Genomic DNA, 19594 nt, shown 5'->3' with positions numbered 1-19594 from the left:
TGGACTTTCGCTGATGAGTAGCCCGCCAACAGTTTCCGTTCTCGTAACGGTCTATAACCGTGAAGCCTACCTTGAGGCCTGTGTAGAGAGCATTCTTCAATCCACCTTCGAAGACCTTGAGGTCATCATGGTGGACGATTGCTCGACGGACAGTTCGGCGGCATTAATGAAGGACATCGCGGCCAAGGACTCCCGCGTTCAGGCATATTTCAACGCCAAGAATCTACGTGATTATCCAAATCGTAATCGCGCCGCATCGCTGGCCCAAGGCAAATACATCAAGTATGTCGATGCCGACGATCTGATCTACCCGCACAGCCTCGCGATCATGGTCGAAGCAATGGAAGCCCATCCCGATGCCGCACTAGGCCTGTCTCATTCAGATCTCCAAGCCGAGAAACCATATCCCTGGCTCATTTCGCCCAAGGAAGCCTACCACAAACATTTTCTAGAGCGAGGCTGCCTATCCTGCGGCCCATCCGGCGCAATCATGCGTCGAAATGCTTTTAATGACGTCGGCTGCTTTCAGGCCTTCGGCGTTGCCAGTGATAACGACATGTGGCTACGCCTAGCCGCCCGCTGGCCAGTCATTCTGTTCCCACCCTCTTTGGTTTGGTGGCGAGTACATGAGGGGCAAGAATTTCGCAGTGCGCCGGCACAAAAAGAATACCTCGTGCTCGGCCATCAAGCGGTAATCAACGCACTGCAAAGCCCCGAATGCCCGCTCAGCTCAACAGATTCTGAAATGGCAAAGCGACGCGTGCAACAGCACCACGCACGACGTATCCTCGCCTTAGCCTTAAAAAGCCGAAATCTCTCGTTAGCCCGAAGCGCATACCGAGACTCCAAACTAACGTTCAGCGAAATGCTGACTGGCCTCAAAGCCTACTACTAGGCCATTATGAGTCTGATATCGGTCATCATTGCCGCCTATAACGCCGAAGAATGGATTAAGACTTCGCTGACGTCCGTTTGTGAACAGTCCTACTCTGAACTCGAAATCATCGTCGTAGATGACGGCTCCCGCGACGCCACTGCGGAGATCATTACCAATTTCGGCGATCCACGTATTCGGCTCATCCGACAAGCCAATGCTGGACAGTCAGCAGCGTTGAATCGCGGCCTTCAGGAAGCAACGGGGAGCTATATTAAATTTGTGGACGCGGATGACGCCCTCATGCCCGGACACCTGGAGGCACAAATTGATGCGCTACGCGACTCCCCGCGCTGCTTGGCAGATTGCCATTGGGGCTACTTTGTTGAAGACAAAAACCTCGCCAAAGCCAGAATCGAGACGACCAATCGTAACTACGATGACCCGCTGGAGTGGCTCTACGATTCACTCGCACACAACGAGGGAATGATGGGTGGCTGGAAATGGCTAATCCCCAAGGCAATCATCGCCCAAGCAGGCGGCTGGAATTCGCAACTCAGTCTCAATAATGATTTCGAGTTCAGCATTCGCCTGCTTCTGCATTCGGAAGGCGTTCGTTGGGCAGATAAGGCGCTCTACGCCTACCGTAAAAATCTGACACCAACCCTCAGTGGCACCCGCGGTCAAAAAGCAATGGCGTCCGCCTATCTGACCACATCGCTCGGCTGCGACCTCCTGCTAGCTCGCGAAAACAGCGAACGTATCCGTCGCATCTGCGCTGATCGCTATCAGATGTGGCTCTATCAATTTTTCCCCGATTTCCCTGAAATTGCCATACAGGCCGAAAAAGCTGTCCACCAACTAGGAGGCAGCAAGCTACGCATTCAGGGAGGGCGGGCGTTGCAAGTGCTCTTGCCGATACTTGGCTGGAAGAACATTCGCCGCCTTCAGTCATTTATCTACCAATATGGCTGGTCAGCGATTCTCGCCCGCAAGGAGAGACAGCGGGTCCAGCGAATCGAAACGGCTTGAATGATGACCGTTGAGCGTCGATGTTGTGCGGGAAATGTGCGCAAAACTTGCATTCATCACCGATTTAGATCTCCAGCCCTCTGGTGGTGGTAGCTATGCGGTGAGCTGGCATGCTTATCAGCAACTCAAAGCGCATTTTGACGAAATTGAACCCTTGGTCTATAAACCATCGGTTCCTTGGGGCGAGCAACTCTGGTCCCGGCTCCAGCGCAAAATCCTGCGCCAGCCAGGCCGCTTTGCCTATTTTTCCCCCAATACGCTGAACAGGAATGCCGAACAAGTGCGGCAACTGGATGCAAACTGCCTAGATGCCGTGTTTTTCCGATCTGCCGCACGGTGGAGCCGATGTCGCCCACAACGCCCGTATTTTGTCTATCTTGACGTCGTTTTTCACACGTTTTTCCATAACGGATTGTCTATCAACGACTTTAATCAAAAAGACCTCAGACGGATTTGGGCCGAAGAAGCGCAATTCCTCGAAGGTGCCGAAACGGTGTTTTTTGAGTCTCAATGGGGTCTGGATCGAGCCCGCGAGGCCTATCAACTATCAGGCGAGCACTATGTCGCTCTCGGGCGAGGCGGTGTCCTCCCCCCCCCCCCCTCGGACGTCTGGGATGGCCATTCCCTGAATTTGGTGACCATCGCCATGAACTTCGAACAGAAAGGCGGCGATATTTTATTGAACGCCTTCGAGCAGTTAGTAACGCAGTATCCCGAACTTCACTGGACGATAGTTGGCGGCCCCCCCCCAAATGACCGCTGGCGAGCCTTTCCGCAAATTGAGTATGTGGGTAAACTGAGCCCCGATGTTCCGGAGGAGTTAGCTCGTTTCGAGAGCATTTACGCCAACGCGTTCCTCATTATTCACCCGACCCGAGAAGATACCAACCCACTCGTGCTGACTGAAGCAGCCACCTTTGGATGCCCGGCTATCAGCGTGCGGAAATTTGGTATCCCGGAACTGGTAATGGATGGCGAAACAGGACTCCTCCTAGACCCTCCAATCACTCCCAAGGACTTGGTGCAAAAAATCTCATACCTCATTGAACAACCTGAGATTTACCGCGCAATGCGCCAACAAGCACGAGATACCGCGATGCAAAAATCCACGTGGAAAGTCATCGGCGCGCAAATGGCCGACCGGATCAAGATGTGCCTTGCCTAGCATGAAAGCAACTTACATTGGCATCCTGACGCCAGGTACGACTTCACGTATGCGCGCCGACGTCCTCCGATCACTGACCCCTGGCTGGGAATGGTCTTGGATCGATACCCACCCACCCTACTTAACCGCTCCGCGATGGGCAAAAACACTGTCTTTCCGCGCAAAACTAGGGCCTGTCATCAGCCAAACGAACAAGCTGGTGAAACAAAAGCTCACCGAAAAGCAGGATCTCATCTGGGTAGATAAAGCCGCCTACCTGTCCTTCAATACGACCAAAATAATGCGTCAGCATGCAGAAACGCTGATACATTACACGCCAGACACCGCTTACCACACCAACCGTTCCCAAGCATTCAATCGGTCACTTCAATTCTACGACTGGGCGATATCTACGAAGTCATTTGAGGCAAACGAATATCTAAAGTGGTTGCCAGCTGATCGCTTGATCATGACAACTCAAGGCTACGATAACACCCTCCATTCTCCACGGACGCCCGCATCCGAAAAGCGCCTCGAAGCTGTGTTTGTAGGCCTTTGCGAGCCAGATCGAGAAACGTGCGTCGAAGAGCTATTGAAAGCAGGTATTCCTGTGCGTATCGCAGGCTTCGGATGGGATGGATTCCAGCAACGCCATCCCAACAATCCTGATTTCCATTACATCGGCAATGCAGTATTCGGTGAAGATTACGCCCAGCTTCTCTCGCAATCTTGGATTAGCCTGGGCCTGGTATCCAAACGCTTTCCTGAGCTGCACACCACTCGAACATTCGAAATCCCAGCTTGCGGTACAATTCTGGCAACCGAAAAAAACAGCGAAACTCAGTCGTTTTTTTCAGACCAAGAGGCACTTTTCTTTCAGGATTATAACGAGCTGGCTGGGTTGTTAAAGGCCCTCCTTCAGGATAGCTCACGAATGGAAAAAATGGCCGCCGCTGGCGAGGCCCGAGTCAAAAGGGATCAACGTGATTACCGCAGCATCCTACAATCCTTGCTTGAGCAAACGGGGGTTCTAGCGACGAACTGATCATGAATATCGCTTACGTCCACATTCTGCCGATCGAATATTATCCGCCGGCCACCAATACCATTCGAATACTTGCCAGCAAGCAAGACGTTCAACTGACGGTGTGGACCAGTAAGAATCTGAAAAACCGACAGCCGTTTGAGTGCCGTGGTGTCGCGATTGAAAGGCCGCAGTTTGTAGTTAAAACGGACAATATTTTTAAGCGAGTGGCTCAGAGCTATACATGGCACTGGTATTGCGCGCGCGCCATAAAGCGATCAAAAGCGGATGCGATCATTTCAGTTGAACCTCACTCGGCCCTCGCCGTTTGGTTCTATTATTACCTACTGGGTGGACGCGCTAAGTTATTCATCCACCACCATGAATACTATGCGCCCGTTGATTATCAACGAAAGGGCATGCGAAATGTGCAGTTGGCCAGTAAACTAGAAAAAAAACATTTGTTTCCAAGAGCTCTGTGGATTTCTCAAACAAACGAGAATCGGCTGCAATTTCTGCAAAGAGATAATCCCAAACTAGCAACGGCCAAACTCAAGGTTTGGCCTAACTATCCTCCTCGGTCTTGGCACCCGGAGTCCACGGCCACTAAGAAAACCAAGCCAGTTCGGATGCTGTTTGTGGGTTCGGCTTCATTTCGTGACACATACATTAAGGAGATCGTCGAATGGGTAGCACGCCATCCCGACGATGTCACTCTGATGATCAGCGGCTATAACATCGAACCCGCAATATGGGAATGGCTCAATAAAATGGCCTATCCCAACGTAGCAACTAATCCAAAAGGATGGAGCTACGATGAGCTTCCGCAACAGCTTGGTAAATATGATGTCGGTCTTATACTTTACCGCGGAAATACAATTAATTTCATCTACAACGCACCTAATAAATTGTTCGAATATTGGGCAGCTGGCCTTGAGACATGGTATCCTCAGGAAATGAAGCAGATCAGTGAATTTGCGGAACGCCAGCCAACACCACCATTACGGAAAATGGATTTTTCGTCGCTGGACGACTTTCAGCCTCCTGTATTAATACCGCCTGAAGCAAAAACCACCGGGTCAGACTATAGTTGCGAGGCAGCTATCGCTCCTCTATTGGATCAACTTTCATTATGAATTTCCGCGGTACATTAATCGGATCACTGTTGTTTGCTGGCTTTCTGGGTAGTTTCCAGATTGCGCCCAACGACATTCTCGCATTGGCAGTCTTTGGTCTAATGTTTCTGGCTTTCTATCGGGCACTGGAAACGCACATTCCGATTATTGAGATCACGGCCTGTATCGCCACACTTCAGTGGTTGGTAGGCCCCGTGATTGGTTACCGATATGGTTCGACAGACTTGCGTTATGAAATGTATGTCGATGCCGCACGATATTTCTCCTATGCAATTCCAGGCACGTGTTTCTACTTAGCCGCATTGTTCATGTGGCCTATGGATCAGTGGCAGGCGCTAAAGCTTTCAACACTTAAGGAAGAAATCTATTTTCGACGAGGCATCGCCTTATTGATAATCAGCTTGGTCGCCCAGCTAATTGCAGGTCGCGTCCCAGGCAGTTTAGCATTTTTCTTCTTTCTGCTTACTCAGTTACGCTATGTTGGGGCAATATACTTCCTCTTCTCCGGACACCGGATGCGGTATCTGCTGATCATTTTCTCAATCGGAACATTGGTCGTGCGGAGTGCGGAATCGGCGATGTTTCATGACCTCATCATTTGGGTCAGCTTAATCGCATGCTTTTGGTATCAAACCATAAAATGGTCGGCATCCAAAAAAGCTGTATTTTTCACTGCCGGATTCATTTGTGTATTCACAATCCAGTTGGTCAAGGCAGACTATCGCGCCCAAGTATGGTCAGGGCGCGACGCTTCTCTTTTTGCAGTCGCCTACGACAAAATCGTCCGCAACCAGGCGTTCTTTAATGAGCAATCACTGAAAGCAGCTGGACAGCGTATCAACCAAGGTTGGATTATTTCAGCAATCATGCTAAATGTCCCAATGGTTGAACCGTATGCCAACGGAGATACAATCAAAGAAGCTGTAATTAGCTCAATTTTTCCTCGTGCCATCATGAAGAACAAGGCACTCGCAGGGGGAAAAATAAACTTTGAACATTTTACTGGGCTCAGATTAGAGAGCAACACTTCCATGGGCATTAGTATCTTGGGTGAAGCTTATGGCAACTATGGCTCGTTTGGGGGAGCCATATTCATGTTCATCTGGGGGCTAGCTTACGCCACGATTTACCGTATTGTTACTCGATTTACGCACCGAGACATCGCATTCCTGTTCTGGATACCACTGGTTTTCTACCAAGCCATTAAAGCAGAAACGGAGCTACTCGTAGTGTTAAATCAGCTAATCAAAGGATCGATCGTGGCTTATTTGGTATATACCTGCCTGCACCATTTCTTGGTTCCTGATCAAATCAATCAAGAAATTGAGACTGATGATGAAGACGAAGACGATAATGAAGACGATGCTACCGATCAAATCAGCGCGGTAAATTAACAGAAAATTCAAGACTCGCCAAGCCTACCCAAATTAGCTAGTTGTAAAAATAATGAGTAAAAAACTGCGGCATACTGCACACCACTTGGAGGCTCTAGAAAGGTTCTCTTCTGGTATAGTATGTGCTGAAGGCATCAATATGGACAGGGTATCTCAACATACAGATAAACTCAGACCTATTGGAGGCATGGTGACTCAGCTGCGGAACGAAATCACCCACCATGCGTATTATGTAAAGCTGCTCTGCGAGGTCCTACAGATCTCGCCACTACTTAAACTGGCTAACGAACGCGCTAATGACTACACTACTAAAAAACACGGCTCCCGTTTTCGCCAAACATTCCACTGCTGGATTAATCCAAGACAGCCTTGCTACGGGCACAAAGTCTACGGATCGCTCGACTAATCGGTCCGCGAAATGGCCAAGGCATCCTGGAAATAACACTTCACCGCTAAGTGTATATCACTTCGTCAAAGATTTGGACGCCAGCTCAGGTGGTCTTTCTCGTTCAGTTCCGCAGGTTTGCTGCGAATTAGCGTCGCAAGGCATTGATGTCTCTATCATTTCGCGCAATAGCGCGGCCCCCATCACCATGGACGGGCCAGAATGCTTTCTGCTCAGTGCTAATGCGCGCAACGCAGACGAATATCTTCAAACACGAATTGCCGTAAAGAGTCGTTCCATCATCCATGTGAACGGGCTTTGGCTTCCGTTTCTCAATGCAGGTCCACGCTTCGCTCAAAACGCAAATGTGCCATATGTTGTCTCACCAAGAGGGATGGCTGCTCCTTGGGCAATGCGGCATAAGCAAATCAAAAAAGCTATGGCTTGGCGGCTTTACCAAAAGCGGATCCTCCAAAATGCCAATTGCTTGCACGCAACTGCAGATATTGAGATGCAGCATCTCCGCAACTTAGGCATTAAAGCGCCCATCGCTGTAATCCCCAATGGCGTAGAGATCATTTCAAACGAACGCCTTGAACAGCTCAATGTAGAAAGAAAGCATCGCGCACACCCAGAAATACGCACTCTGTTATTCTTGGGGCGAATTCAAAAAGTAAAAGGGCTAACCAACTTGGTTAAGGCATGGGCAAAAGTACGCCAACCCGGTTGGCGCATTCAAATAGTTGGCCCCGAGGAAGACAATCATCAGTCAGAGATTGAGCGTTTAGCGCGCCGCTTAGGCGTATTGCAAGACATCAGCTTTACCGGCCCCCAAAGCAACGAAGCGAAATGGAAAACATACCATGACGCGGATATTTTTGTGCTTCCAACCTATACCGAAAACTTTGGCCTAACCGTCGCTGAGGCACTTGGTTGCGAGACTCCAGTCATTACAACAAAGGGTGCGCCTTGGAAGGAAATATCCACAAACTCATGTGGCTGGTGGGTCGACATTGGCGTCGATCCCCTCGCCTCTGCAATGCTTGAGGCAATGAACCTAACCGACCATCAGCGAAAAGAAATGGGACGGCGCGGTCGACAAATGGTCCTCGAAAAATATGGATGGACAGGAATCGCACGCCAAATCAATGAAGTATATTCATGGTTAAGCGGACAATCAACAATGCCGACTTGTGTTAAACGCGCCGCTTGATGTATTAACGGCTGATATGGATGAGTCCAATCCGATCCATCAAGATCTAGCCGCACACCGCCTAAACCAGAATTACCCAAGATCCATTCTAATCAAAAGAGTGATCTGGGGGGCTCTAAAGGTATTATTTCGATTCAGCCCTCGACCGCTGTACGAGTTTAGGAATTGGCTATTGCGTAAGATGGGAGCCGAAATTGGCGAAAAAGTCGTCATCTACCCACAGGCCGAAATCTTCTTCCCATGGAACTTGAAGGTGGGCGATCATTCCATTATCTCTTGGGATGTGAAGGTGTACAACTTGGGCCCAATTGAGATTGGCTCACACACCCTAGTCTCCCAAGGAGTACAACTATGCGCAGGCACACACGAATTCCGAAAGCCCAATTTACCTCTGATCACCCCCCCCATCGCGGTCGGCAGCGGAGTCTGGATTTGCGCAGGTGCCTTCATCGGACCAGGAGTCACGATCGCAAATAACGCAGTCGTCGGCGCACGGGCAATTGTCATTAAGGATATCACCGAACCGGGAGTTATTGTTGCTGGTAACCCTGCCCGTGTGATTGGTAAACGTTGAGATCAGTCTGAGGATTGAGAACAAAAACAAAACTAGTGATTGCTGCACCTGCTTTGGTCGCAATCAGCATTCTGATCGTTTTGTTGAGTCTACGACGACCCGAGTTCCCCGTAAGAATCGATGAGCGACCAGACAAAACAGATGAACGACCACTAGTCTGGTGGAGTGAAATTTCTCGCAGTGGCTTTGGCGAATTTACGGCCGTTCGATTAGATTTACATGCGGTCGACTACGCATTGAATTTATTAGTAAATCCAAGCAACAACAGCACAAATAAAGACGCGAATGCGAGATTAGAATCCCCACTCGCCATGGCGCAAGTCGGTGGATATCTTGTCGCTGTTAACGCAACATCATATACCTTACCGGGAAAGTCACCTGAGCAAACAGAGTCATGGAGAACGTTTCTCCCCGGAACAAACGTGACCTTGCGCGGCGTAGCGAAACCGCGAAACCAGGAACAAATTGGTCTTGGCCCAGCAGCCCCCAGCTATCCCGTTCTGTGGCAAGACAGTAATGGCAAAGTAGGATTAACGACCCTACGGCCTCCTGAAAATGCCGTATGGTTCCTGAGCGCCTATCATTGGTTAATCAAGGAGCATCAAGTCTTCCACGCGGCCCTCCCTTACATCAAGAGAACCAATCGCTCAGCCGCTGGGATCTCCGAGGATGGAAGGTGGCTTTTTCTCGTCGCCTGCGGCCCAAGTAATCAAAAGAGCTCAAAAGATTCCGGCGCGTCATTACCCGAGCTAGCAGAATTCATGTTGTCCCTCGGCGTAGCCAATGCCCTCAATTTTGATGGCGGAAGCAGTACTAGCATGATCATCAAGCAACAAAAGAGCTATCTGCTAACGCCTCCTCCTGAGAAATACATTTCGCGGCCGGTTCCTGTCATCCTAGGAATTACGCCCAATCACTGAAATGATAATACGCGCCACAATAATCCTTACGCTAATCCTATGCGGTATGACGCTCAGGGCGGCTCCATTATCAGTTCAAGATATACTTGAGATATTTCGGCAAGAAGCCGCTACACAAGAGGCGATACCCTCTCCTCCAGCCGGCCCGATTCTGCTTTGGTCCGGAGTTGGCTTTGAGCCGCTGCCCCCAGAGGATATCCAACTTCTCCTCAATGCTGGCTTTAATCAGCATCTGCCGCTGCTTGGAGACCATTTCGAAACAGCAAAAGCACTAAGCAAGCGGGGGGCACCTATCCAACTGATGCAAGGCCTCAAAACATTTCCGATTAAAGACTCTGATGGCCATATAAATCAATTTCCAGCTCAGGTAGAAGATTCAACCGATTTATCTCGCTGGCATGCGGTGGGAAACCTTGTACGAGACAGGATGACGAGCTACAAGGAACGGGGCATCACCGTTAATGCACTCTGGCTCGACTATGAGGGATTTCCATTCATGGCACCTACTAGTAAGCTCCTAACGGATGCCCCACATGGCTTGAATCTGCACGAATGGTCACAATGGAGACGACAATTCGCCCTTAACATTGCGTCGGCCTATTTAGCTGCTCCTGCTCGCGAAAGTTTTCCTAATATATCGACCTTAAACTGGGTAGGAAACCTATCATACCCAGCATCACCGATAATTGATGCAACCGGACAACAGACAGCAGCTAGCGGGGCACTCTTCTTTACCCATAGTAATCCATATGCATACGGTAACACCTTAGCCTATGAGCTAGCCGGTCTTTCGCCAGAACTTGCAGCAGACCAAGTTGATCAGTTTTACCAAAGGCTGCTCCTACAACACGTCTCAGTAGACGCCCGGAATCGAGCCGTATCCGCCCCATACATAGGCTCAGTCGCATGGGTGGCACGAATCGTGCGCGACGCCCAAAAGCAAGACCTTCCCGTTATGAGCCGCGAAGCGTACAGAGAGAGTCTTCGACACCTGTGGTTGCGTGGCATACAGGGCATGATGATATTCAATGCACCAACACTTAGTCAGGACGAACAGATAGCCGAAATCCAAGACATCAGCCAAATTTGGCGCGAACTTAGCGAATACAACTCATTAATCAAAACCGGCAAGGTGTGTAACTTTGATATCCCGAAAGAAGGAGATAATGAAGTCGTTTGGTCAGCTTTATCAAATCTCAGCTACGCAGTTGCTCGTGTAACTCCCGTGGGTTCCACTCCACCTTCGTCAATTATCATTAATATCTGGGATCTCCCCATCGAAATATCGACCCCAGACCCGCCAGGGAAAACATACCAGATCTGGCGCCACATTGGCACTAGCATACCTCCAACTATAACCGCCATAACAGCTCCAGTTTTGAGAATTAAGTAAAAATTAGCCTTGCGACTATCTGAATTCACGCTATCTCTAATCCAAACTGCAACTAACTGCATTACACTAGCTATGCACAAACGAAATATTCTGCTATCCGCTACAGCATGCATTGCTTTAGCATCACAAGTAAACGCGCTGTTCCCAGTCATGGGTGGAGAGGTCGGCGTCTCTCTTAACACTAAATATGGATACTCATCCAATATCAATGCTAACAGTGGCGAAGAAGGAGATGACATCCTCACAATTACACCTGCTGTTCAATTTATAAGACGACAAGGAATCGTCACGTTGGACGTCGGCGCTGGTGTGAGCATCATTCGATACGACAAAACCGGTAATTCAAGAAGTGTGGTCACACCGACAATACTTTCTCCTTTTGGTTTCGTCATCACTCCACAGAAGGGAAATAATTCAGTTGATCCATTCTTCTACTTGAAGCTAGCGGGGCCAAATGGAGTTACATCGCCTCTAACTGCTCAGCTTTTGTTCGATTTCCGCCGCGTGACAGAAGCCAACGACTTAGTTGGCGAATTAACGAGCAGCTACAATTATAATGTAGTCGCAGACCTTAATTACAAACTGTCGGACAGGTTCTCTATCGGCGTATCACCGTCGTTCCAATACCAAGATTATCGCACTAGTGGATTCTCTGACGTGCTATCCGCCAGCTTAGCGACGGATTTACAATATAACTATTCAGAACTCCTCTCATTTGATGCAGGGTACCGGTTCAGATACGAGTACACCCCAAGCAGCAGAAACGGCCCGACCTATGAATCCATGGACCACACGCTGTTTGCTGGTGCCTTTGGTGTCATTGCCCCCAAAGTAACCGGTAACGCACAGGTCGGTTTGACATATCGCGACTGGATAGACCCCAATACTGAATCAAATTTCGTATATCCTTACGTTAACATCGGGTTGGAGTGGGCATATGATGACAAGACTACCTTTGGCTTAAACGCTGGCGTTGATCTCGGACAATCCCCTGGCAATCAAGGATTGGAAACAGCCGGCGCGGGCATCACTGCCTCACATGAATTCACCGATCAATGGAGCGCCAATGCAGCGTTTGATTACACGCACACCTTTTTCACTGGAGTAACGAATCGCCGTGATGACTCCTTCATTTTTGGTGGAGGGCTTTTATACAAGATCAATGAATGGGCCAATGCCGGGCTTAACGGATCCTACCAATTTAATGATTCAGACGTGAACACATTCCATTACAATAGCTGGCAGGTCTTCGGAAATGTAGGCGTGCATTTTTAAATCGCTTCTACTAGACTGCTAAATTCAAGACTATCAATCCAATGAAAACTATTACTCACTTTCTTCTATGGCTGGCCCTAGCCAGCGCCTTATCAGCGGGCACCGTTGAAAAGGCCATTGTTCAAGTCTATCTGGTTAAGGGTGACGTCACACTAATTGAATTAGCCACCGGAGAGACTCAACCACTGCAACGTGGCGATCTAATTGGCGAGGGCTATGCGATTGAGACACAAGTAAACTCTTCCGCATTATTGCTCTTTTCCAACGGCAGTTCAATCAATGTAACTCCTGAAACCTACTTGAACATCGCTGAGTTCTCTCAGCAACCGTATGAGATGTCCGTGCGCAACTATGCTCTTTTAGGCCAGGACCCCTCCCCTTCTAATACTACATTAGAGCTTCACTACGGCAAAGTCGTTGGCAATGTGCGTAAGTTGACCCCTCAGTCAAAATACGTTATCAACTCACCAACCGGCAGCGCTGGGATCCGAGGCACGACGTTTGTCTATGCGACTATCACCAAAAGTGAAGCAGTACAAGCGTCTCAGGGCAACCTTCAGTCAACCGTTACTTCGCTCTCTGTTGGAGAGGGTGTGGTGGAGTTGGTCGTGGATGGTGTTACATATACTGTCCCCGCTGGAGAATCTAAAGTTATCGAAATCAGTTTTGAAGACGGCACTGTTGGTGAATTGAGGATTCGAGTCGCTGAAGAACTGCCTGAAACTGACCTGTTGGAGGCAGACGCAATCCTCTTGCGTAAACTCGACGATGAATTGCTCGAGGCCCAGAACAATCAATTTCTGATTTCACCCGGCGGTGATCAAGGTGATCTCGTTTTGACTCCCCTGCGGACTCAGGACGACCCAACGAACCTTGATAATGTGGGTCAAAGCACCAACTTCACGAATTCTCCGTTCTAAGTTGATTGGCAAAAAATTTAAATTGCTGGAGCGCAAAATGCGCTCCAGCTTTTTTTATGCACCAGCACTCACCTTCACCATCTGGCATTACGGTAAAGCTGGCAACCGGGCAAGCCGTCGCCCTGATCGTGTTTTCCAGTTGGGCTCTGGGAGGGCGCTACCCAGGTAGCTCTTTTTATATTGGATCGATCGCGTGGCTAGGCCTGATACCGCTCATACGTTACTGGTATGAACGAGAGGGTCACGGCTTCAAAAAATGGGCGCTATGTCTCTCACCATGGCTATTGCTGATCACCCAACTCGTAGTTGGCTACCTAAACCCAATGAGGAAGCCACAAAACAACACCGAATCGGCATTCGTTGTATGGGATAGCATTGAACCAATCGCTGGCATTCCCGTGTGCTTCAACCCAATCAGAACACAGGAATACATCTGGATTTTCATTGGAGCGCTTATCACCGCCACGAGCGTATTCACAATCATCCAACAGAAGAAGCAAGTGATAACGCTACTAAGCCTGATTGGGATAAATGGGGTCATCCTTGCCGTAATTGGCGCTTGGTTCAAGATAACGCACAACCCAGAAGTGCTGGGTATGTTTGAAGCCGTAAACCCAAGATTTTATTCGAGCTTTAGATATTACAATCACTGGGTTGCATTCGCCCTTCTGTCATTAGGCAGCGCAGTTACAGTAGCCGACAACTACATCCAACACTACAACCGCACCGGATGGAATGTGCGGGGACGACAGCGGTGGGATATCGTATGGGTCACAATTGCAGCCATCATTTGGGTGAGTATCCCTCTATCGGGATCACGTTCGGGAATGATTTTCTCTGCCTTGTTTATCTTTGGCAGCGGAGCTTATTTGGTGTTCGCCTATCGACGGCGCACATCAATTTTTTCCCATTTAGAACGACAGACAAGAAAAGCTTTAGGCATTTCTCTCCTGGCTTTCCTCGCCATTTTTAGTTTCGTTGGTTTCGCCCTAGTATGGGATAATCTGAATTACCGCCTAGAAAAAACCAAAGAAGAAATTGGACAAGGGCGCATAGATCAGCGCTTTTACGCCTCGCCTCGGGACTGCTGGAAAATGGTAAAAGACCGTCCAGTGTGGGGCTGGGGCTTAGGTTCCTATGCCTATGTTTTTTACCAATATGCAGGCCCTGAATACCGCCATCCGCTTGGAAAAATCGTTAAACGAAACGAGTATGCTCACAATGACTGGATGCAATATTGGGTCGAGTTAGGCACTGTCGGCTACGTTCTGTTTCTCTCAGTGCCAGTCGGGATAATCGTACTAACTTTTCGACGCCCACGGAAAAGCCCTGAATCGTACTGGCTTGCTTTTTCGATCGGGCTGTTCCTGAGTTTTGCCTCATTTGATTTTCCATTTGGCCCTTCCGCAGGCATTGCGCTCTTTGCAGTCTGCTTTGGGGCATGTGCCCGCCTCAGCTTGGGTCCCAGTAAGGAAAAAACAAGTTACTACGACTAATTGACCTCATGGCTAAGCGATCTTCGAAGAAAAAACCGCCCAAATGGCTCGGAATAATATTGTTAGTCCTCATGGGAACATGCGTCTCCTATTTCGGTTGGGCCAATTGGCTAAACTATGAGCTAGAGCAAGTACAACTGAACATCCGAAAAGGCAGATGGGACGCCGCGCTCTCAAATATTCGATTCCTCCGCATTCTTCAGCCTGGTTCTCCAGTGAATGATTATTTATTCGCAGCCGCTATTCGAGAACAGGACCCTGAATCGGCGATCCAAGCTCTGGAGAAGCTCATAAAAGACCCAAATGGCGAGGCCTTCCAAGAAAGTGCTCTGATTTACTTAGATCTATGTATCAAACTTGGCCGAGGAGACCAAGCTGACGCCATCATTAAACTCATGGCACCGAGTATGGGTGAAAACATCAATTACATGATGCTCCATGCCCGGAGATTAGCGCAACAAGGTAATCTGGCGCAAGCCATGGAAGAACTCACCTATCTACTAAAGATATCGCCAAACAATTCTGAAGCCCAATGGATTCGGGCGCAGATACTCCTTAGTCAACCTCGAGTGACCAATTGGATCGAAGCTAAGGCGGCCCTAAAAGAAGCGGCCCAAATGCCTGACAAATACGGACTAGATTCAATTATTGCACTGGGTTCACGGCCAGAAATTAAGCTTTTTCCAGACGAACGACTCTGGCTTGTCCAAAAGATAGAAAATCACCCATATGCCAATGTTGAGGCACATCTTATGGCTGCGACCCAGAAGATCATGCTTGATGAGGCTCGCAAAAAAGAAATCGTCACCCAAACAATTTCCCAGCACGGCAACCAAACGCCTTTAGTCGTAGGGCGGTGGCTCTTAGCGGTAGATGAACCGGAAATAGCGCGTGAGTTTCTAGATCGTGTAGATATTTCTGCGAGCCCTGAATTGTGGGTTTTGCAGTACCGACTCGCTCTGCAAGACCAAGACCTTGAGCGAATCAAGGAGCTACTAGACGTTGATTACTCCGCCGCTAATGACATCCAGCGCAAAACACTTCAGGCCCTGATTGGGCTAAATTCGATTGGCGCGAATTCCGCTCAAGCTTGGGACGAAGCCTTTTCGATGGCCGAAAAAAGCCAAGAACAGGCCTCCATGCTTGCTCTAGCGCGTGCTGCTGGAAGCAAAGAATGGTGGGAAAAAGCAGAAAAAGCCTATCTGATCACGATTGACCTGTCCACAGATCAGCTGATGAAAGCGAATGCCAAACGGGAATACTTAAGCGTGCTCTTAGCCCGAGGAAAAACTGCCGAAGCACTCAAAGTATCCACTGAATTGCGCGAGCTTTTCCCATTTAACCCTGTCTTCCAAAATAATTACTTTTATTTCCGAGCTCTCTTAGGGCTGGAGAACGAAAACCAAACCCAACAGTTTGCAAAACTGATTGAGGAGAATCAGGTAAAATCTCTCAACGCGACTTATGCTTTCCTGCTTTATCTCGATGGCGACTATGCCTTAGCCCAGCAGAAAATCGAAGACTTGCCAGATTGGCTTAAGGTGCAAGCCGACGTAAAGCTCCTCAAGGGGCTTATCACGGGGAAACTTGGCAACCAAGAACAAGCGATTGAAATTATCAGCCAAATCAATCCAGAAAACTTACTTCCTGAAGAAAAATCACTCAGGGAAGAGGCTCTAAAATCGCTAAATCCAAGTAAATAATTGCTGAGAATATACTTTACAGAATTTTAGAAATATCTATGTTTACTGGCACTATGAGCTACTCGGCAACCAAGCTACTATCAATACTGACAATTTCTGCTGCAAGCGCGGCATCCCTTAATGCGGCCACTTTGGCTGAATTCACATTCTTTAACAGTGGTGCTGACATTGATGAGACTGCCGGATGGCAGCCAGCAGGCGGCGCAAGCCTTGACCCAAAGGTCATCATTGATAACAACACTGCCACTTTCAACAATACGCTTGGCTTGACCATTGCACCGCTGATTACCTTCCCAATTCAAATTGGTATGCAGCCACTTGCCGGTGCCAACTCATATGGCGGAACAGTCAATCCAGCTGGATCGAATCCAACAAACCCAGGTCAAGCAACTGGACAGCTCGCAGCAATTGGTCAATTTACAATTCTGAACGACTTGACTCCTACTTTTGATGCACCGATTGGTTACCAAATCTTGCCTGAAAGCATTGTCATCCAAGGTGTTGGAACGAATCTCTCAGGTATTTTGCTCCAAGACAACAAAGGTGATGTCTCCTTTCAACCAACTCCAGGAGCAAATGGTGCCTTTACTTTGACCTTCGATCTTGTTGGCCGTTTGCCAATCAGCTTTTTTGGTCCTGAGCACTACACGCTTTATCTCGTAGGTAGCAACTCTGGAGGAGCAGCTACTGGAGCAACCTTCTCCAGCATAAACAACGACTTCGTTCAGTTTAATGGCATTGTGGAAGCAATCCCTGAACCATCTACTTACATGGCTGGCGCAACAGCGATTATGCTCGGTGCATTCGTCTGCTATCGTCGGAAGAAGGCCAAGAAAAATGCTTAATCGCTTAAGCAAAGTAAAATTTCTTTAATTTCAAACATAAAAGCCTGCGGCGAATAGTCGCAGGCTCTTTTATTGGATTGTCACTTGTAACCAAGGAACATTCAGCCATGCTTACGGGTTTACAGTACACATGTCTAATCCGATGAAGACTCACCGGAAAAAAAAGTCTCAGTCTTGGATAAAAAAGCGCTTAGACGATTTATATTATTTCCGGACGCAGGTGCTGCCTCAGCGTCGACGAAAGCTCATAAAGTCTTGGCGTAAACTAGGAGATACTTACCGTCGCTGGCGAGAAAGTCAGCCAGTAAGAAAGATGTATCGAGAGCAGGATCGTAAAAAGGCGAACCAAAAGCTCAACCGTTCAATAGCCAAGGCACCACAAAAGATCCGTGATCGGATTAGCAATAGCATTGCTTTCCTCGTAAAAATACCGGGGCAGTGCATTAAGTCGCTACGCTCGACATACAAAAAACTGCGTAAGCTAACGTTCCGTGAATTCTTACTGGAATCTTGGCGGCTTTACTTAGCGATACTTGGCTACATTGCACGCCTACCACAAAAGTTCATTAAATGGTGGAAGAAACAAAAGGTGTGGCTACGCGTCCTTTCTGGGGCATTTCTAGTGGCGGCTTCCGTGGGCCTCGTTGCCAGTCCATATCTATTTCATGAGGCAAAATTATGGCGTGCCTCCAAGCTCCATGATCAGGCAAAATCACTCATGGAGACAGAACAGGTAAAGCTAGCATACGAGAAATCTCGCGTCGCCGCAATGCTTGCACCAGACGTGCATGAAAATCTAGAGCAAACCATGAATCTCGCCAATAAGCTCCGGCACCCTCATACTGTTTGGTGGTCCGAGAGAGTGGCTCGCAGTAAGCACTACGACTCGGATTCCCTAGTCAATATTGTCGAACAGTCGATGAGCTATGGGCAATTGGGCACTGGCGCACGTTATTTATCAGTCATGCGCTCACGCTTCCCAGAAAGCACGACACTTGCCGATGTGGAAATCGAACTACTGCTCCGACAGGAACTTCGAGAACAAGCCCTACTCAAGGCTGCTAAACTTGTAAAAGAAGGAAGCGATAGCCCACTAGCCAATCGGGTATTTGTAGAACTCTCACTTCGCACGAGTGATGAACGCCTCAAGCAAGATGCGCGAAAACAATTAAGCGATGGCTTGGAACAACAAAACGACATCGGTTTAGAGTTTTGCAAACTGGCTCAACGCCTACCACCAGAAGAGCGTGAAAAAATCGATCTGGGCGATCGGTCTATACGTAAACTCATTTTGGCTCATCCTTCAGCCACACGAATGGACCGAATAGAAGCCAATGGATTTGCGTCCTTTACTGGACAAATATCAGAAGAAGAGGCATTCAAGGCAATCATTGCTGAGTACGACCTAAACAATGACGATGAAGTGCTAAACGCATTGAACACACTAAGCAGATTCGAAATTTACTGGGGCCGAGATCAATTGATCTCAGAAACTAAAATTTACTCAAACCCTGATTATGCACTCGCCTACTTGGAATGGTTAATTCTTTCCGAACAGGCTGATCTCGATGCGGCCACGCTCTTACTTTCGGGCGAGCAGGAACACCCACTACCTATCAGCGAAGCCAACCGACGATTCTGGCAGGCAATGATCGCCAACGCGCGACAGCAGGAAAAGGAATTCTCTGTTCGCCTTTTACAGTCCGTAGAAAATTCGGCCACCAGTGATTGGGACTACATGCACAGCATCTTGGTAAAACACACCAGCACCGAGCAGCAATTGGCATTTTATCGCGAATTGTTTGGGCGCCCGGAAAGCCCTGTTATCGCGGCCGAACGATATCTGACGCTGGCATATGCACTGGGCAAAGACCAAGAATTGAAAATACTTCTAAAGCAACTTCAGCCCGAGCGCTTTGAGAATAAACCGGATGCCCTAAATTTCCTCCTCTATTTGCATGCGGTTCAAGGGCGTAACTTGCCAGAAACTCGAACGCGGCTGGAAAAATTGATTGGTCAGTATCCAAAGGCGGCTTTGTTTTATCGTAACCTAGCCTTCGTTTACGCTATGTCCGATGAATTTTCACTTGCCCGATCCATCGACAGTGAAATACCTCCGCCTCCTCAGAATGCGCAGCCATGTATTAGACTAATGCATGCCTATGTCAGCGGTGATTTAAGCAACCTCCCCACCATTGACCAATTGCCAACTCAAGGCGAGAAATCGCTCTTGCAGTCAATGACCATTGATAAGCCTGCCCTGTAG

The 19594-nt window shown here is 48.6% G+C and carries 16 protein-coding genes; all 16 read left to right on the top strand.

Going from position 1 to position 19594, the window contains the following annotated elements:
- The first annotated feature begins 13 nt into the window (after positions 1 to 13).
- The 16 genes from IE065_RS01920 to IE065_RS01845 all read left to right on the top strand — a co-directional run bounded on the left by IE065_RS01920 (position 14) and on the right by IE065_RS01845 (position 19594).
- Entirely contained in the window at positions 14 to 895 is an 882-nt protein-coding gene (locus IE065_RS01920) for a glycosyltransferase family 2 protein (RefSeq protein WP_189511297.1), read from the top strand.
- 6 nt (positions 896 to 901) lie between these two features.
- Positions 902 to 1906: a glycosyltransferase family 2 protein gene (locus tag IE065_RS01915; RefSeq protein ID WP_189511294.1), complete on the top strand. Its 1005-nt coding sequence runs from the start codon at positions 902 to 904 to the stop codon at positions 1904 to 1906.
- A 10-nt stretch (positions 1907 to 1916) separates the two neighbouring features.
- The gene (locus IE065_RS01910) at positions 1917 to 3071 is read left to right on the top strand and encodes a glycosyltransferase family 4 protein (RefSeq protein ID WP_189511292.1); all 1155 of its coding nucleotides are present in this window, start codon (positions 1917 to 1919) and stop codon (positions 3069 to 3071) included.
- A 1-nt stretch (position 3072) separates the two neighbouring features.
- The gene (locus tag IE065_RS01905) at positions 3073 to 4095 is read left to right on the top strand and encodes a CgeB family protein (RefSeq protein ID WP_189511290.1); all 1023 of its coding nucleotides are present in this window, start codon (positions 3073 to 3075) and stop codon (positions 4093 to 4095) included.
- 2 nt (positions 4096 to 4097) lie between these two features.
- Positions 4098 to 5210, top strand: a complete 1113-nt coding sequence (locus IE065_RS01900) for a glycosyltransferase family protein (RefSeq protein ID WP_189511288.1) — start codon at positions 4098 to 4100, stop codon at positions 5208 to 5210.
- Complete coding sequence (locus tag IE065_RS01895) at positions 5207 to 6604, top strand: hypothetical protein (protein ID WP_189511286.1); 1398 nt, start codon at positions 5207 to 5209, stop codon at positions 6602 to 6604. Before IE065_RS01900 ends, IE065_RS01895 begins: the two co-directional genes overlap by 4 nt.
- Positions 6605 to 6900: 296 nt before the next feature.
- A complete protein-coding gene (locus IE065_RS01890; RefSeq protein ID WP_189511284.1) occupies positions 6901 to 8202 on the top strand; it encodes a glycosyltransferase in 1302 nt (433 codons plus the stop codon).
- A 181-nt stretch (positions 8203 to 8383) separates the two neighbouring features.
- Positions 8384 to 8776, top strand: a complete 393-nt coding sequence (locus IE065_RS01885; RefSeq protein WP_189511282.1) for an LbetaH domain-containing protein — start codon at positions 8384 to 8386, stop codon at positions 8774 to 8776.
- A gap of 35 nt (positions 8777 to 8811) precedes the next feature.
- Positions 8812 to 9696: a phosphodiester glycosidase family protein gene (locus IE065_RS01880; RefSeq protein WP_189511280.1), complete on the top strand. Its 885-nt coding sequence runs from the start codon at positions 8812 to 8814 to the stop codon at positions 9694 to 9696.
- A gap of 46 nt (positions 9697 to 9742) precedes the next feature.
- The gene (locus tag IE065_RS01875; RefSeq protein WP_189511278.1) at positions 9743 to 11089 is read left to right on the top strand and encodes a hypothetical protein; all 1347 of its coding nucleotides are present in this window, start codon (positions 9743 to 9745) and stop codon (positions 11087 to 11089) included.
- Positions 11090 to 11161: 72 nt separating this feature from the next.
- A complete protein-coding gene (locus IE065_RS01870) occupies positions 11162 to 12364 on the top strand; it encodes an outer membrane beta-barrel protein (protein WP_189511276.1) in 1203 nt (400 codons plus the stop codon).
- A gap of 41 nt (positions 12365 to 12405) precedes the next feature.
- Positions 12406 to 13284 carry a FecR family protein gene (locus tag IE065_RS01865; RefSeq protein WP_189511274.1) on the top strand — a complete coding sequence of 293 codons (879 nt, stop codon included), beginning with the start codon at positions 12406 to 12408 and terminating at the stop codon, positions 13282 to 13284.
- 56 nt (positions 13285 to 13340) lie between these two features.
- Positions 13341 to 14780 (top strand): O-antigen ligase family protein, encoded by a 1440-nt coding sequence (locus IE065_RS01860; protein ID WP_189511272.1) that lies wholly within the window; start codon positions 13341 to 13343, stop codon positions 14778 to 14780.
- A 71-nt stretch (positions 14781 to 14851) separates the two neighbouring features.
- Complete coding sequence (locus IE065_RS01855; RefSeq protein WP_189511270.1) at positions 14852 to 16483, top strand: tetratricopeptide repeat protein; 1632 nt, start codon at positions 14852 to 14854, stop codon at positions 16481 to 16483.
- Positions 16484 to 16536: 53 nt separating this feature from the next.
- Complete coding sequence (locus IE065_RS01850) at positions 16537 to 17328, top strand: hypothetical protein (protein ID WP_189511268.1); 792 nt, start codon at positions 16537 to 16539, stop codon at positions 17326 to 17328.
- Positions 17329 to 17470: 142 nt separating this feature from the next.
- The gene (locus IE065_RS01845) at positions 17471 to 19594 is read left to right on the top strand and encodes a hypothetical protein (RefSeq protein ID WP_189511266.1); all 2124 of its coding nucleotides are present in this window, start codon (positions 17471 to 17473) and stop codon (positions 19592 to 19594) included.

The sequence above is a fragment of the Cerasicoccus arenae genome, from assembly GCF_014651635.1.
GTDB classification, from domain to species: Bacteria; Verrucomicrobiota; Verrucomicrobiia; order Opitutales; family Cerasicoccaceae; genus Cerasicoccus; species Cerasicoccus arenae.
This window is presented reverse-complemented; position numbering and strand designations above follow the sequence as displayed.